Raw genomic sequence first — 12507 nt, 5'->3', positions numbered from 1 at the left:
GTTCGACGCGGCGCAGCGATCATAGGTCGGTCCGTGGTGGCAGGTGCTCGTTGTGCCAGGCGATGGCGCGCCGGATGTCGGGCTCGTGCAGACCGGTGCGGCAGCCCAGCTCCAGCAGGCTCAGGACCGGCGGGCCCTCGGTGAGGGCGCGGTCGATCTTCGCCGCCCACAGCTCCTCCTGGGTGAAGGGGCGGTGCCGGTAGTTCTCGCGCAGGGCGGCGAAGTGTGCGGGTCCGCACGCCGTGATGCGCCTGAGGCCGTCCCAGCAGTCGTTGCCCGGGCTGACGGCGGAGGAGTCGGGCACGTATCCCTGGACCGCCTCGCCTTCGGCGAACGTCGCCCCGCACAGGTCGCACAGCTCCAGGCGGACGATCTCCGCCGGGCGCTCCTTCCTGTGTCTCCACGTCCTCTTCCACTTCCTCATCGGGTCTCCTGCCGGCGGGGGGGGCGGCACGTGCGCTCTCTGTCCGGAGTCTCCCGCCGGGCCGTGGCGAAACGCCGCGGGCGACGGTGCGGCCGATACTCTGCGCAGGCATTTTTTCTGTCTGTCATGATTCGGCCGCTCCTTACCCGGTCACGCGTCAGGCGTGCGAAGAAGTTCCGTCGGATGGAGGAGGCTCCGCGTGTCCGAGGCGCCGTGCTGAGCCTGCCCCTTGCCGTGCTGGCGGCGATCGCCAACGCCGTCGCCTCGGTGCTGCAGCGCAAGGCGGCCCAGGACGAGCCGGACAGCGAGACGCTCAGCTTGCGGCTCGTCTGGCACCTGCTGCACCGGCGGGTGTGGCTCGGGGGCGTCGCCTCGATCATCGTCGGCTTCCTGCTGCAGGCGACGGCGCTGGGGCACGGTGAACTGTCCGTGGTGCAGCCGGTGCTCCTGCTGGAGCTGCCCTTCACCCTCGTCCTGTCCTCGCTGGTGTTCGGCAGCCGCCTCGGGGTCCGGGAGTGGGGCAGTTCGGCCCTGATGATCGCGGGGCTGGCGGCGCTGCTGTTCTTCCTCTCCCCGTCCCGCGGCTCCAGCGCACACGTCACCTGGCTGATGTGGGTGCTCGCCGCGGCGGTGAACGTGGCCGTGGTCGCCGCCGCGGTGGCGTGGGCCCGCCTGACCGGCCCCGGCGCCCGCAAGGCGGCCCTGCTGGGCGTGGCGGCGGGCTGCGGTTTCGGCTTCACCGCGGCCCTGATCAAGGGCATGACGGTGACGTTCGACCACGGCGCCGGCGCGTTGTTCGGCAGCTGGCAGCCGTACGCCATGATCGTGACCGGGGCGGGGTCGATGTTCCTCCTGCAGTCCGCGATGCACGCCGGGCGGCTGCTGGCCAGCCAGCCCGCGCTGACGATGTCCGATCCGGTCGTGGCGATCCTGTGGGGCGTCGTCGTCTTCGGCGAGGAGGTCCGCGGCGGGGTCTACATCGCCCTGTCGGTCGTGGCGGCGGGGGTCGTGGCGGCCGCCGTCGTCGTGCTGACGCGTTCCCCGCTCCTCGCCGGCGAGGCAGGACGTAAGGAGCAGGGAGCGCCCGGTGGCGACGGCCCGTGCGAGCGGGTCGGCCGATGAGGGCCGGTGCCGTCCTGGGCGCCCTCCGGCACCGGCTGGTGGAGGCGCTGGGCGGAGCGGCCCGCGCCCGGGTCGTCCTCGTACTGGGGGCGGCGCTGGGCCTGGACGGCGCCGACGAGGGGACGCTCTCGACCATGGCCGGCCCGCTCAAGGCGGCCTTCCACATCGGGAACACCCAGATCGGGCTCCTCGCGTCGGTGGTGTCCCTCGTCTCCGCGCTGTGCACCCTGCCGGTCGGCGTCCTCACCGACCGGGTACGGCGCACCCGGCTGCTCGCCGTCAGCACCGCGCTGTGGGTGGCGGCCACGGCGCTGTCCGCCCTGGCCCCGTCATACCTGTGGCTGCTGGTGTCCCGGGCCGCGCTGGGCGCGGTCACCGCCACCGCCGGTCCCACGATCGCGTCTCTCATCGGCGACTTCTTCCCTATCAGGGAGCGCGCCCGGATGTACGGCGCGATCCTGGCCGGTGAACTGGTCGGCACCGGCGTGGGCTTCGCCGTCTCCGGTGCCGTCGGGTCCGCGCTCGGCTGGCGGTTCGCGTTCTGGTGGCTGGTCGTCCCCGGGGCGCTGCTGGTGTGGGCCGTGGCGCGGCTGCCGGAACCGGCGCGCGGCGGCCAGAGCCGGCTGCGCGCCGGGCAGGAGGACATCCTCGACGCGAGCGAGGTGGCCGCCGGAAAAGCGGAGGGGGGCTCTGCGGGGGGCGGGCCGGCGGCCGGTGACGGTGAGCGTGATCGTGACCCTGACCGTGATCCTGACCTTGGCCTGGACGAGGCTGCGGACGCCCGCTCCGACGCCGTAGCAGCAACCGAAGCAGACACCGGCACCGGCACCGGCACCGGCACCGGCACCGGCACCGGGGATGATCCGGTGCCGGACCGCGACCTCGCCGGTGAGGCCGTCCGGGAGAGCGGCGTCGCACCCGATCCGCGCCTGGTCCTGCGCCGCGATCCGCGCACCATGCCGCTGTGGCAGGCCGTCGGGTACGTCCTGCGGATCCGCACCAACGTCGTCGTGATCATCGCGTCCGCGCTCGGCTACTTCTTCTTCGCCGGACTCCGGTCCTTCGCCACCCTGTTCACCACCCAGCACTACGGGGTGAGCACCGCGGTGGCCGGCGTCCTGGTGCTGATCGTCGGCGCCGGGGCGCTCGCGGGAGTGCTGCTCGGCGGCCGGGTCGCCGACCGGCTGCTGGCCCGGGGCCGCGCCGACGCCCGTGTCCTGGTCCCGACCGTGTGCCTGCTCGCCCTGCCGCTGCTGGCGGCTCCCGCCCTGCACAGCACCGACTTCGCCCTCGCGCTGCCGCTGCTCATGTGCAGCACGGCGCTGCTCGGCGCCGCCAACCCGCCGCTGGACGCCGCCCGCCTCGACATCGTCCACCCGTACCTGTGGGGCCGGGCGGAGGGCGTGCGCACCATGCTGCGCACGCTCGGCCAGGCGGCGGCGCCCACGCTGTTCGGCTGGGTGTCGGCGCACGTCTTCGACGGGCCGGAGGCGTTGCAGTACACGCTGCTGCTGTTCCTCCTCCCCCTCGTCGGCGCGGGCGCGCTGGGCCTGGTGGCGATGCGGACCTATCCGCGTGACGTGGCCACCGCGGACGCCTCGGCGCGGGTCGTCGCCGGCCAGGAGGAGTGAAACCGCCCCGGTCGGGTCACCCGCCGCCGGACATGCCCGGGTCCGTCCCGCCCGGAACGCGTCCTTTGGGCCCCCGTCAGGCCAGGGCGTTCACCGCCGCACCGAAGAGGCGGGGCAGGCGGGCGGCCGTGGGCATGATGCGCGGGGCAAGCGCCGGCTGCTGACGGGCTCTCAGCAGGGCCTCGGTGAGCAGGCGGTGCCGGCGGGTAGCCCGCGCCCAGTCCGACTCGTAGCGGGCCGGGGTGCCGCGTAGCAGGTTGGCGACCAGGGCCTGGGCCCCGGTGAGGGCGAGGGAGATGCCCTCACCGGTGAGGGCGTCCACGTATCCGGCGGCGTCGCCGACGAGGAGGACCCGCCCGTGGACGCGGGTACGGGCGCGCCGGCGCAGGGGCCCGGCTCCGCGCACCGGGGTGACGGCCGTGCCCGGCGGCAGGCGGGCCGCGAGGTCGGGGAAGCCCGCCAACTGGTCGGTGAAGGAGCCGCGCCGGGCCGTGAGCAGGGCGATGCCGACGAGCCCGGGGCCGAGCGGGGTGACGTACGCCTCCGCGTCCGCTCCCCAGTGCACCTCGACGTACGACGACCACGGGGGCACGGCGTAGTGCCGGCGCAGCCCGTACCGGGCCGGTCCCGGGGTGGGCACGTCCAGGCCGAGGGCGCGGCGCACGGGCGAGTGCAGGCCGTCGGCGGCGACGAGCCAGCGGGCGCGCAGCCCCGCGCCGGGCACGGTCACGCCCGTTGCGTCCTGCCGTACCTCGGCCACGCGCAGCGGCAGTACGGTCACCCCCGCGTCCAGGACGGCCCGGTGCAGGGCGCCGTGCAGACCGGTGCGGCGGGCGCCGAGACCGGGGCCGTCCCGGAACGCGGCCTGGACCCGGCGGGGTCCCTGCACGTAGCGGATGCCGGTGAGGGGGTGGCCGGGGACGTCCAGGCCGAGGGCGGTGAGGGCGCGGACGGCGCCGGGCATCAGGCCCTCGCCGCAGGCCTTGTCGACGGGTGCCGGGCGCGGCTCGGCGACGACGGCGTCGAGGCCGGCGCGCGCGGCGTGCAGGGCGGTGGCGAGGCCGGCCGGCCCACCGCCGACGATCAGCAGGTCGGGGCGGCGCCTCACGCGGGCTCCGCCAGGGTGAGGGCGGCATTCTCGCAGCGGACGCGGACGGTGAGCAGCAGCGCGTTGGCGAGGGTGAACCCCGTGGCGGTGAGCCAGGCGGAGTGCACGAGGGGCAGGGCGGCGATCTCCACGACGACCGCGACGTAGTTGGGGTGGCGCAGGTACCGGTACGGTCCGGCGCCGACCAGGCGGGCGCCGGGTACGACGATGACCCGGGTGTTCCAGTACGGGCCGAGGGTGCCGATGCACCACCAGCGCAGGCCCTGGGCCAGGATGGTGAGCGCCAGCATGGGCCAGGCCAGGGCGGGGACGAACGGCCGGTGCGCGAGGGCCGGTTCGAGCAGGCAGCAGCCGAGCAGGGCGGTGTGCAGGGCGACCATGACCGGGTAGTGGCCCCGGCCGTGCTCCACCCCGGCGCGGGACCGGGTCCAGGCGGCGTTGCGCCGGGCGACGACGAGTTCGGCGACGCGTTCCGCACCGACCGCCAGGACGAGCAGCGTGTACCAGGGCATGGGATCACTCACCAGCGCAGCAGGACGAGTTCGGAACAGAGACCGGGGCCCATGGCCACCAGCAGCCCCCAGGTACCGGGCCGCGGACGGGGGGCGTCCCGGAGGGTCCGCAGGATGTGGAGTACGGAGACGGACGACATGTTCCCCACCGTCGCGAGGGAGTTCCGGGCGGAGTCCAGGGCGTTCCCGGGCAGGGCGAGGGCCTCGGTGACGGCGGACAGGATCCTGGGGCCGCCGGGATGGCACACCCAGGTGCCGATGTCGTCGGTGGTGAGGCCCTGTTCGGCCAGGAAGGCGCGCAGGTTCCGGCCGAGGTGGTCGCGCACGATGCCCGGCACGCCGGCGTCGATGACCACGCGGAAACCGCCGGCGCCGATGTCCCAGCCGAGGAGCCGCTCGGTGTCCGGGTACAGGTGGCTGCGCGTGGCGACCACCGACGGTCCGGGCGCTTCCGGTCCGCTGCCTCCTTTGCCGGTGGCGCTGCCTCGTGCGACGAGCGCCGCCACGCCGTCGCCGAACAGCGCGCCCGCGACGAGGTTGGCGCGGGAGTCGTCGCACCGCTGAAGTGTCAGGGAGCACAGTTCGACGGCGAGCAGGACGGCGGTGTCGTCGGGGTGTCCGCGCAGGTAGTCGTGCACCCGGGCCAGTCCGGCGGCGCCCGCCACGCATCCCAGGCCGAACAGGGGGAGCCGCTTGACGTCGGGCCGCAGCCCCATGCGCCCGGCGAGCCGGGCGTCCAGGGAGGGCGCGGCGACGCCGGTGACGGAGGTGCACACCAGCAGGTCGACGTCGGCCGGCCGCAGCCCCGCCTCCTTCAGCGCGCCGCTGAGCGCTTCCTCGGCGAGGTCGAGGCCGGCGGCCAGCCAGGTGTCGTTGCTGCGGCCGAAGTCGCCCAGCGTGGCGTACCGCTCGATCGGCAGGGTGAGGTGACGGGTGCGCACCCCTGCGGAGGCGTGCAGGCGCCGCAGCAGGGCGCGATCGGCCCCCGGGGGCAGACACAGATCACCGATCGCCTCTGTGAGGTCCTCCTGCGCGTACCGGTACGGCGGCAGTGCGGTACGGACGGCGGCGATCACACTCGCCGACGGCACCGGCGCACTGGCCCTCCCCGGCAGGACGACGGGAGAGGGCCCGGGGGCGGGCGCGAGAACCGTGGCACCGGCGAGCAGGGCGGCAGGCCCGGGCGCGGGGGCGAGCGGGGGCGGCGGAGCGACCGGTGCGGGCGCGGGCGCCTGGACAGGGGGAGCCGTCGGCACGGCCGCCTGCCCCTGAGCGGGCGGGGGCGCCGGTGCCGCCACGGAGTCCGTGCGGAGCGGGGACGCGGGCGCCGACACGGACGCCGGGCCGAGCGGAGGGGCCGGAGCGACCGGGGCGGGCGCGGCGGATGCCGAAGCCGCGCGGGGGGACCCCGCCGGCCCGGACGCCGCGGAGGCGGGGGCGGACGCGGCGGGGGCGGACGCGGCGGGGGCGGGGGCGGCCGGGGTGTTGATTGCGGGGACACGCATGTCGCTCATGTCTTCCTCGTCCCGGGCGCCCGGCTACCGTGCGTACGTGTCTCTCCACCCGTCTGGGGTTCTCTCCCGTACGACACACCGGGTCCCGGTGCTGCTGCTGCGGTCCTGTCACCTGGAGCCGGCCGTCGCGGTGACCATGTTCGTGACCGCGCTGGCCGCCGCTGCGGGCCGCGGGCCGGCGGGATCGGCCGCGGTGGCCGCGGCGGTGCTGACCGGTCAGCTCTCCGTCGGCTGGTCCAACGACGCGGCCGACGCCGGGCGGGACCGGGCCAGCGGGCGTCACGACAAGCCGGTGGGCACCGGTCAACTCCCGCGTCGGGCGGTGGCCGTCGCGGCCGGGACGGCCCTGACGCTGTGCGTCCCGCTGTCGTTGCTGAGCGGCGGTGCCGCCGGAGCCGTACACCTGGTGGGCGTGGCCGCCGGCTGGTCGTACAACCTGCGGTTGAAGCGGACGGTGCTCTCCCCGCTGCCGTACGCCGTGGGCTTCGCCTCGTTGCCGGCGTTCGTCACCCTGGGGCTGCCGGCGCCGGCGCCGCCCGCCTGGTGGGTGCTGACGGCGGGCGCGCTGCTGGGGGTGGGCGCCCATCTGGTGAACGTGCTGCCGGACATCGAGGACGATCTCGCGACGGGGGTGCGCGGGCTGCCGCAGCGGCTGGGCCGGCCGGCCTGCCGCTGCCTGGCCCCGTTCGTCATGCTGACCGCCCTGGTCGTCATCGCCACAGGGCGGCCGGGAGGGGTCACCGGGGTGGACTGGGCACTGACGGCGGTGGCCGGGGGCGTGGCGGTCGCGGGTACGGCCGTGCCGTCGGCGGCGCGTGGCCGATGGCCGTTCCGGTCGGCGATCGTGGTGGCCGGCCTCGCGGTGGTCGAACTGCTGCTCCGGGGCTCGCACATGACCTGACCGCCGGCCGGCGGCCACCCGCTCGTGCCCGCGCCGCGGCGACCGGCATTCGGATGACTTGCCTGTCGTCGTTGCGCGGGGCGGGCGGCGGGACGCGCCAGGATGGTGGACGGTCGCGGGGCGGTGTCCGCCGGTGCCCGGCGTGTGGTGTCGGTGAGCGTTGTCGCGGACGAGGTCGCGCGCGACCGCGGGCGCCGTCCGGGACGCGGACGTACGAGTGGCGGCGGAGGTGTGGCGATGGTCGGGGCTGTCGAGCTCGTCTGGTGGTGGGGTGTGGCCGTCGGTGTCTGGCTGCTGACGCTGTCGTCGGTCACCGTGCCGGACCTGGTGGTGGCGGCGGCCTGCGGGCTGCCGGCGGCGGTCGCCGCCTTCGCCGGGCGCCGGGCCGTCGGTGGCCGCTGGTGGCCGCGGGCCGGCTGGCTCCGGTGGGCCGCCGCGCTGCCGCTCTCCGTGCTCGGCGACACCGCGCGGGTGTTCTGGACCGCCGTCCGGCACGCCCGGGACGCGGACGCGCCGGGGCGGGTGCGCGAGGTGGGACTGCCGCACGACGAGCCGGAACCCGTGGCGGCGGCCCGCCGGGCGCTGGCCACCGTCACCCTGTGCTCGACGCCCGGCACGTCCGTCATCGACGACGACCCCGAACGGCACCGGCTGATGGTGCACTCGCTGTCCGGGGAGACGTGGCTGGTGGAGAAGGCGGTCGGCCGGTGAACGCGTGGCAGATCGGCGCGCTGGCGCTGCTGGCCGGCGGCTTCCCGCCCGCCGCGCTGCTGGCGGTGCGCGGGGAGCCGGTGGACCGGCTGATCGGGCTGGAGATCGGCGGCGCGGTGGCCGTGCTCTTCCTGCTCCTGCTGATCCAGGGGCTGGAGCAGCCGTCGTACCTCATCGTGCCGCTCGTGATGGTGCTGGTGTCGTTCGCCGGGACGCTCGTCTTCACGCGGCTGCTCGCGCCGCCCGCGGAGGACTCGTGAGCGGGCCCGCGCACGTCGCCGCCGTGGTCTGCGAGACCGCCGGGACGGTGGTCGTGGTGGCGTCGGCGCTGGCCGCGCTCGCCATGCGGCACGTCTACAACCGGCTGCACTTCCTCACCCCCGCCACCTCGCTCGGCGCCCCCCCTGATCGCGGTGGCGCTGGTGCTTGAGGACGGCTGGGGGCTGACCGCGGGCCTCGACATCCTGATCGTCGCTCTGCTCGCGCTGAGCGCGCCGGTGCTGGAGGCCGCGACCGCCCGGGTGGTGGCCCAGCGCACCGGGCTCGTCGACGAGGAATTCGCCGTCATGACCGCGATCATCGCGGTGGCGCTCACCCTGGTCGCCGCGATGGGCGCGGCGGTGGTCGGCACCCACGCGCCGGAGCGGCAGGCGGCCACCCTGTCGGTGTACGGGCTGGCCCTGACCGCGCTGTTCGGGGCCGTGCAGGCGCCCGACGTGGCGCTGTCCCAGCTCGGGGTGGGGGCGGCCGTGGTGCCGCTGATGGTGATGCTCGGCATCCGCCCGATCCGGCGCGACCAGCGGGGCGAGGGACGCGACGGCGGGAAGGACGGCGGGTGAGCGAGCGCGGCCGGATCGCCGTCTATCTGGTCGCCGCCTCGGCGCTGGCGGCGCTGCTGGTCCTGGCGTTCCTGCGGATGCCGGCGTTCGGGTCGGACGTCCACCTCTACCGGGACCTGGCGGTGCCGGCGGCGGTGAAGCACGTCACCGCGAACGTGGTGTCGGCGGTCAACTTCGACCAGCGCGCCCTGGACACCCTCGGCGAGGAGACGATCCTGCTCGGCTCGGTGGTCGGTGCGGCGGCGCTGCTGCGGCCCGCGCAGCGCGAGAGCGAGCGGCGCAGCCCGCGCACCGGCCGGACACTGGAGGCGACCGGGCTGATGGGGTACGTGCTGCTGCCGGTCACGCTGATCGGGGCTTCGACGTGGTGGCGCACGGACAGGTGACGCCGGGCGGTGGTTTCCAGGGCGGTGTGGTTCTGGCGACCGGCATCCATCTGCTGTAACTGGCCGGCAGTTACCGGGCGCTGGAACGGCTGCGGCCGGTGGAGGTGTTCGACGTCGGGGAGGCGCTCGGCGCGGGGATGTTCACCGTGCTGGGCCTGGCCGGGATCCTCGTCGGCACCGCGTTCCTGGAGAACGTGCTGCCGCTGGGCTCCTTCGGCGGCCTGTTCTCCGCCGGGACCGTGCCGGTGCTGAACGCGCTCGTCGGGGTGGAGGTCGCCTGCGGGATCGTCGTGCTGCTCACCCACCTCTTCACCGAGGACCTCACCGTCTCGGTCGCCGACCGGGACGACGAGGACGACGACAGCGACGGCGCCGACAGGGACAGCGACGGCGCCGACAGGGACGAGGGGCACGACGGGGGCGGCACCGAGGAGAAGGGCAGCCGATGAGCATCCACCCCTACTGCGTCGCGGCCTGGCTGATGCTGGCCGGGGCGTAAGGCATCTGCCGGAGCCGCAACATGGTCCACGCGATCGTGTGCCTGTCGGTGTGCCAGTCCGGCACCTACGTCCTGCTGCTCGCCGTCGGCTACCAGCAGGGCGCCACCGCGCCGGTGTTCGGCTCGACCACCAAGCCGAACCGGAACGTCGTCGACCCGGTGGTGCAGGCCATGACCCTCACCGACATCGTCGTCTCGGCCACCGTCACCGCGCTCCTGCTCGCCCTGGCCATCCAGGTCAACAAGCGGCACCGCACGGTCGATCCCAACGAGCTCGTCGCCCTGAGAGGCTGAGCGTGGCCGACACCGCGGCGCACCGGCTGCCCTTCATGATCGCGCTGCCGATCGTCGTCGCCTGTCTGCTGGTCGCCGTGGGCAGCCGGCTGCCCCGCCCGGCGCTCGACCTGCTCGCCACGGGCTGCGCCCTCGCCGTGACCGGCTCGGCCGCGGTGTTCGTGCTCGTCTCCGCCGTGACGGTCCCGCGGCGCTGCGCGCGGGCCTGCGCGTCCACCTGGGCTGGGGCCCGGTGCCGGAGGACGACGGGGACAAGGACGACGACAAGGGCAGGAGCAGGGGCGGGTCCGGTACGGACGACGGGGAGCGGACCGCGGGCACGCACGAGGCGCGGGAGACGGAGCCGCTGCACCGGGTTCCGCCCACGATGTTCGCCGCGATCACCGTCCTGGTCGCCGGCTCCCTGGTGATCGGGCTGCTCCCGAACAGCGGGACGGCGTTCGGTCACCCGCCCTCGACTTCACCGACCCGGCCGGCTACATCGCCCGGGCGCTCACCGGCTCCGCGCCGCACCGGGTGCCGTTCGCGCTGCACACGGACTGGACCCTGTCCGGAGTCCTCCTGGACGTCCTGTCCGCCGCCCTCGCGGTGGCCCTCGCCTGCCTGGCGATCTGGTTCCCCCGCCCAGGTCCCGCGTTCCGGGCCCTGCTCCGGCCCGGCGCGGCCGCCCTCGCGGGGCTCCGCCGGCTGCACTCCGGGCACGTGGGCGACTACGTGGCCTGGCTGGCCGTGGCCGTGGCCGGTGTCGCCGCGCTGGTGGGTCTGCCGCTGCGCTGATCGTCGTACCGGCCCACGGAGCGGCTCTGGACGTGTCCCTGACGGCCCGTGAGACTGGGCGGGTCCGGTCTCGACGCTTCCCATGCCCAGGACGGTGACGATGGACGAGAAGACTCCGCGTGTCGAGTTGACACCCGAGGCCGCCGCTCTGGTGCGGCGGCTGCGCGCCGAGCACGGTCCGCTGATGTTCCACCAGTCGGGCGGCTGCTGTGACGGCAGCGCACCGATGTGCTACCCGGACGGGGAGTTCCGTACGGGCGGCTCGGACGTGCTCCTGGCCGAGCTGGCCGTCGACGGCGTCGAGGAGCCCGTCACCTTCTGGATGTCGCGGAGCCAGTACGAGGTGTGGAGCCACACCCGGCTGATCGTCGACGTGGTACCCGGACGGGGCAGCGGCTTCTCGCTGGAGGCGCCCGAGGGGGTGCGTTTTCTCACCCGTTCTCGCGTAGTCGACGCCTAGAGAGCGCGCCGGCCGCTCCGGTCTGGTCCACTGCCCTTGTGCCCCCGGACAGTTGACGAGACATCAGGAGTGACGGTGACGCACCGGCGAAGACGACGACTGGCAGCGAGCAGAACAGCACTCACGATCCTCACCGCGTTCGGCACCCTGGCCGGCGCCGCCCTCGTCGGGGCGGCACCCGCCGGGGCCGCGTCGGACGGTACGACCCTGGCGCCGGGCATCACCTACCGGCAGTTCGACATCGACGCCGGCGCGGGTGAGGCGCACGCCCACCTCCTCACGATCGACCTGGCCAACCCGCACGTGAGCCTGGACCTGCTGTACCCGGGGGCGGTGGCCGCCCGGGCCACCGTCTCCGGGCTGGCCGACGCGGCGGGCGCGGCCGCCGGTGTCAACGGCGACTTCTTCGACATCAGCGAGACGCAGCACCCGGGCGTCGACGCGACCGGCGCGAGCGTGGGCCCGGCGGTCGCGCACGGGCAGGCGCTGAAGGCGGCGGTACCGAGGGCCCAGCGGTTCGGGCCGGCGCTGCCGCCCGGCACCACCACGACGGACGTCCTCGGCATGGGCACCGACCGGCGTGCCCGCCTGGACCGCCTCACCCTTTCCGGTGCCGTCGACACACCGGACGGACAGTTGGCGCTGGGCGGCCTCAACCAGTACGCGCTGCCGCAGAACTCGGTCGGCGCCTACACGTCCCTGTGGGGCAGCGCCTCCCGGGAGCGCGCCGTCTGCGGCACGGACACCAGCCGTGCGGACGGATGCACCACGGACACCTACGAGGTGACGGTCCGTGACGGCAGGGTCGTGTCCACGTCGGACCACCCGGGCAGCGGAGCGGTACCGGCGGACACCACCGTGCTGCTCGGCCGGGAGGCCGGCGCGGACGAGCTGCGGAAGCTGTCCCCGGGCGAGCAGGTCACCGTGCGCCACGAGCTGGTGCCGGCGACGGGAGGGGTCCCGTTCGTGTTCGCGATCGGCGGCTACCCGGTGCTGCGCGACGGCCAGGCACTGCCCGGCCTCGACGACACCGTCTCGGCCGTGCGGACCGCCGCGGGCTTCAGCAGCAGCGGACGGACCCTGTTCCTCCTCGCACTGGACGGTGCCTCCGCGTACCGCACCGGCATGACCGTCGCCGAGGAGGCGGACACGCTGCGGACACTGGGCGCGTCGGACGCGTTCAACTTCGACGGCGGCGGTTCCTCGGAGCTGGTGGCCCGGCCGCCGGGCGCGAGCCGGGTGACGGTCCGCAACCATCCGAGCGGCGGCGCGGAGCGGCCCGTGGCGAACGGCATCGGGGTGTTCTCCACGTCCTGACGACCGCTCGGC

General features: G+C 75.0%; 16 protein-coding genes and 1 pseudogene. 13 read left to right on the top strand and 4 right to left on the bottom strand.

Annotated elements, in window-relative coordinates; translation table 11 throughout:
- Positions 1–19 precede the first annotated feature (19 nt).
- Positions 20–424, bottom strand: a complete 405-nt coding sequence (locus tag ABZ854_RS03200; protein WP_361203353.1) for a hypothetical protein — start codon at positions 422–424, stop codon at positions 20–22.
- Between the two features lie 183 nt (positions 425–607).
- Between ABZ854_RS03200 and ABZ854_RS03195 the strand changes: the two genes are divergently transcribed.
- Together ABZ854_RS03195 and ABZ854_RS03190 are read left to right on the top strand one after the other, a co-directional pair.
- On the top strand, positions 608–1546 hold the full coding sequence (locus ABZ854_RS03195; RefSeq protein ID WP_361203350.1) for a DMT family transporter: 939 nt from the start codon (positions 608–610) through the stop codon (positions 1544–1546).
- On the top strand, positions 1543–3177 hold the full coding sequence (locus ABZ854_RS03190) for an MFS transporter (protein WP_361203347.1): 1635 nt from the start codon (positions 1543–1545) through the stop codon (positions 3175–3177). Before ABZ854_RS03195 ends, ABZ854_RS03190 begins: the two co-directional genes overlap by 4 nt.
- Positions 3178–3253: 76 nt before the next feature.
- On the opposite strand, the gene ABZ854_RS03185 is transcribed toward ABZ854_RS03190, so the two are convergent.
- The 3 genes from ABZ854_RS03185 to ABZ854_RS03175 are packed head-to-tail and all read right to left on the bottom strand — an operon-like array spanning position 3254 to position 5888.
- On the bottom strand, positions 3254–4285 hold the full coding sequence (locus ABZ854_RS03185; protein ID WP_361203344.1) for an NAD(P)/FAD-dependent oxidoreductase: 1032 nt from the start codon (positions 4283–4285) through the stop codon (positions 3254–3256).
- Positions 4282–4797 (bottom strand): isoprenylcysteine carboxyl methyltransferase family protein, encoded by a 516-nt coding sequence (locus ABZ854_RS03180; protein WP_361203527.1) that lies wholly within the window; start codon positions 4795–4797, stop codon positions 4282–4284. The genes ABZ854_RS03185 and ABZ854_RS03180 overlap by 4 nt, the downstream gene beginning before the upstream one ends.
- 8 nt (positions 4798–4805) lie before the next feature.
- Complete coding sequence (locus tag ABZ854_RS03175; RefSeq protein WP_361203524.1) at positions 4806–5888, bottom strand: 3-oxoacyl-[acyl-carrier-protein] synthase III C-terminal domain-containing protein; 1083 nt, start codon at positions 5886–5888, stop codon at positions 4806–4808.
- Positions 5889–6348: 460 nt separating this feature from the next.
- Between ABZ854_RS03175 and ABZ854_RS03170 the strand changes: the two genes are divergently transcribed.
- The 11 genes and pseudogenes from ABZ854_RS03170 (at position 6349) to ABZ854_RS03120 (ending at position 12495) form a co-directional block, all read left to right on the top strand.
- The gene (locus tag ABZ854_RS03170) at positions 6349–7212 is read left to right on the top strand and encodes a UbiA family prenyltransferase (protein ID WP_361203341.1); all 864 of its coding nucleotides are present in this window, start codon (positions 6349–6351) and stop codon (positions 7210–7212) included.
- A gap of 237 nt (positions 7213–7449) precedes the next feature.
- A complete protein-coding gene (locus ABZ854_RS03165) occupies positions 7450–7923 on the top strand; it encodes a Na+/H+ antiporter subunit E (RefSeq protein WP_361203338.1) in 474 nt (157 codons plus the stop codon).
- Complete coding sequence (locus ABZ854_RS03160) at positions 7920–8183, top strand: monovalent cation/H+ antiporter complex subunit F (RefSeq protein WP_129310786.1); 264 nt, start codon at positions 7920–7922, stop codon at positions 8181–8183. The genes ABZ854_RS03165 and ABZ854_RS03160 overlap by 4 nt, the downstream gene beginning before the upstream one ends.
- Positions 8180–8353, top strand: a complete 174-nt coding sequence (locus tag ABZ854_RS03155) for a monovalent cation/H(+) antiporter subunit G (RefSeq protein WP_361203334.1) — start codon at positions 8180–8182, stop codon at positions 8351–8353. Before ABZ854_RS03160 ends, ABZ854_RS03155 begins: the two co-directional genes overlap by 4 nt.
- Positions 8337–8762, top strand: a complete 426-nt coding sequence (locus ABZ854_RS03150) for a DUF4040 domain-containing protein (protein WP_361203331.1) — start codon at positions 8337–8339, stop codon at positions 8760–8762. Before ABZ854_RS03155 ends, ABZ854_RS03150 begins: the two co-directional genes overlap by 17 nt.
- On the top strand, positions 8759–9148 hold the full coding sequence (locus tag ABZ854_RS03145; RefSeq protein ID WP_361203328.1) for a hypothetical protein: 390 nt from the start codon (positions 8759–8761) through the stop codon (positions 9146–9148). The genes ABZ854_RS03150 and ABZ854_RS03145 overlap by 4 nt, the downstream gene beginning before the upstream one ends.
- A pseudogene (locus tag ABZ854_RS03140) lies at positions 9127–9597 on the top strand (MnhB domain-containing protein). The gene ABZ854_RS03145 and the pseudogene ABZ854_RS03140 overlap by 22 nt, the downstream one beginning before the upstream one ends.
- Positions 9598–9650: 53 nt before the next feature.
- Positions 9651–9941, top strand: a complete 291-nt coding sequence (locus tag ABZ854_RS03135) for a sodium:proton antiporter (protein WP_361203521.1) — start codon at positions 9651–9653, stop codon at positions 9939–9941.
- 516 nt (positions 9942–10457) lie between these two features.
- Positions 10458–10718 carry a hypothetical protein gene (locus ABZ854_RS03130; protein ID WP_361203325.1) on the top strand — a complete coding sequence of 87 codons (261 nt, stop codon included), beginning with the start codon at positions 10458–10460 and terminating at the stop codon, positions 10716–10718.
- A gap of 100 nt (positions 10719–10818) precedes the next feature.
- On the top strand, positions 10819–11178 hold the full coding sequence (locus tag ABZ854_RS03125) for a DUF779 domain-containing protein (protein WP_129310778.1): 360 nt from the start codon (positions 10819–10821) through the stop codon (positions 11176–11178).
- Positions 11179–11253: 75 nt separating this feature from the next.
- Entirely contained in the window at positions 11254–12495 is a 1242-nt protein-coding gene (locus ABZ854_RS03120) for a phosphodiester glycosidase family protein (RefSeq protein ID WP_361203321.1), read from the top strand.
- Positions 12496–12507 lie beyond the last annotated feature (12 nt).

The organism is Streptomyces sp. NPDC047028 (genome assembly GCF_040644095.1).
In the GTDB taxonomy this organism is placed as follows: domain Bacteria; phylum Actinomycetota; class Actinomycetes; order Streptomycetales; family Streptomycetaceae; genus Streptomyces.
The sequence above is the reverse complement of the archived record's forward strand: the minus strand, read 5'-3'. Positions and strand labels throughout refer to the sequence as shown.

Bases quoted from the DNA above. Each gene is read 5' to 3' on its own strand.
- ABZ854_RS03180 (WP_361203527.1), bottom strand. From the start codon at position 4,797: ATGCCCTGGTACACGCTGCTCGTCCTGGCGGTCGGTGCGGAACGCGTC.
- ABZ854_RS03165 (WP_361203338.1), top strand. From the start codon at position 7,450: ATGGTCGGGGCTGTCGAGCTCGTCTGGTGGTGGGGTGTGGCCGTCGGT.
- ABZ854_RS03200 (WP_361203353.1), bottom strand. From the start codon at position 424: ATGAGGAAGTGGAAGAGGACGTGGAGACACAGGAAGGAGCGCCCGGCG.
- ABZ854_RS03195 (WP_361203350.1), top strand. From the start codon at position 608: ATGGAGGAGGCTCCGCGTGTCCGAGGCGCCGTGCTGAGCCTGCCCCTT.
- ABZ854_RS03125 (WP_129310778.1), top strand. From the start codon at position 10,819: ATGGACGAGAAGACTCCGCGTGTCGAGTTGACACCCGAGGCCGCCGCT.
- ABZ854_RS03190 (WP_361203347.1), top strand. From the start codon at position 1,543: ATGAGGGCCGGTGCCGTCCTGGGCGCCCTCCGGCACCGGCTGGTGGAG.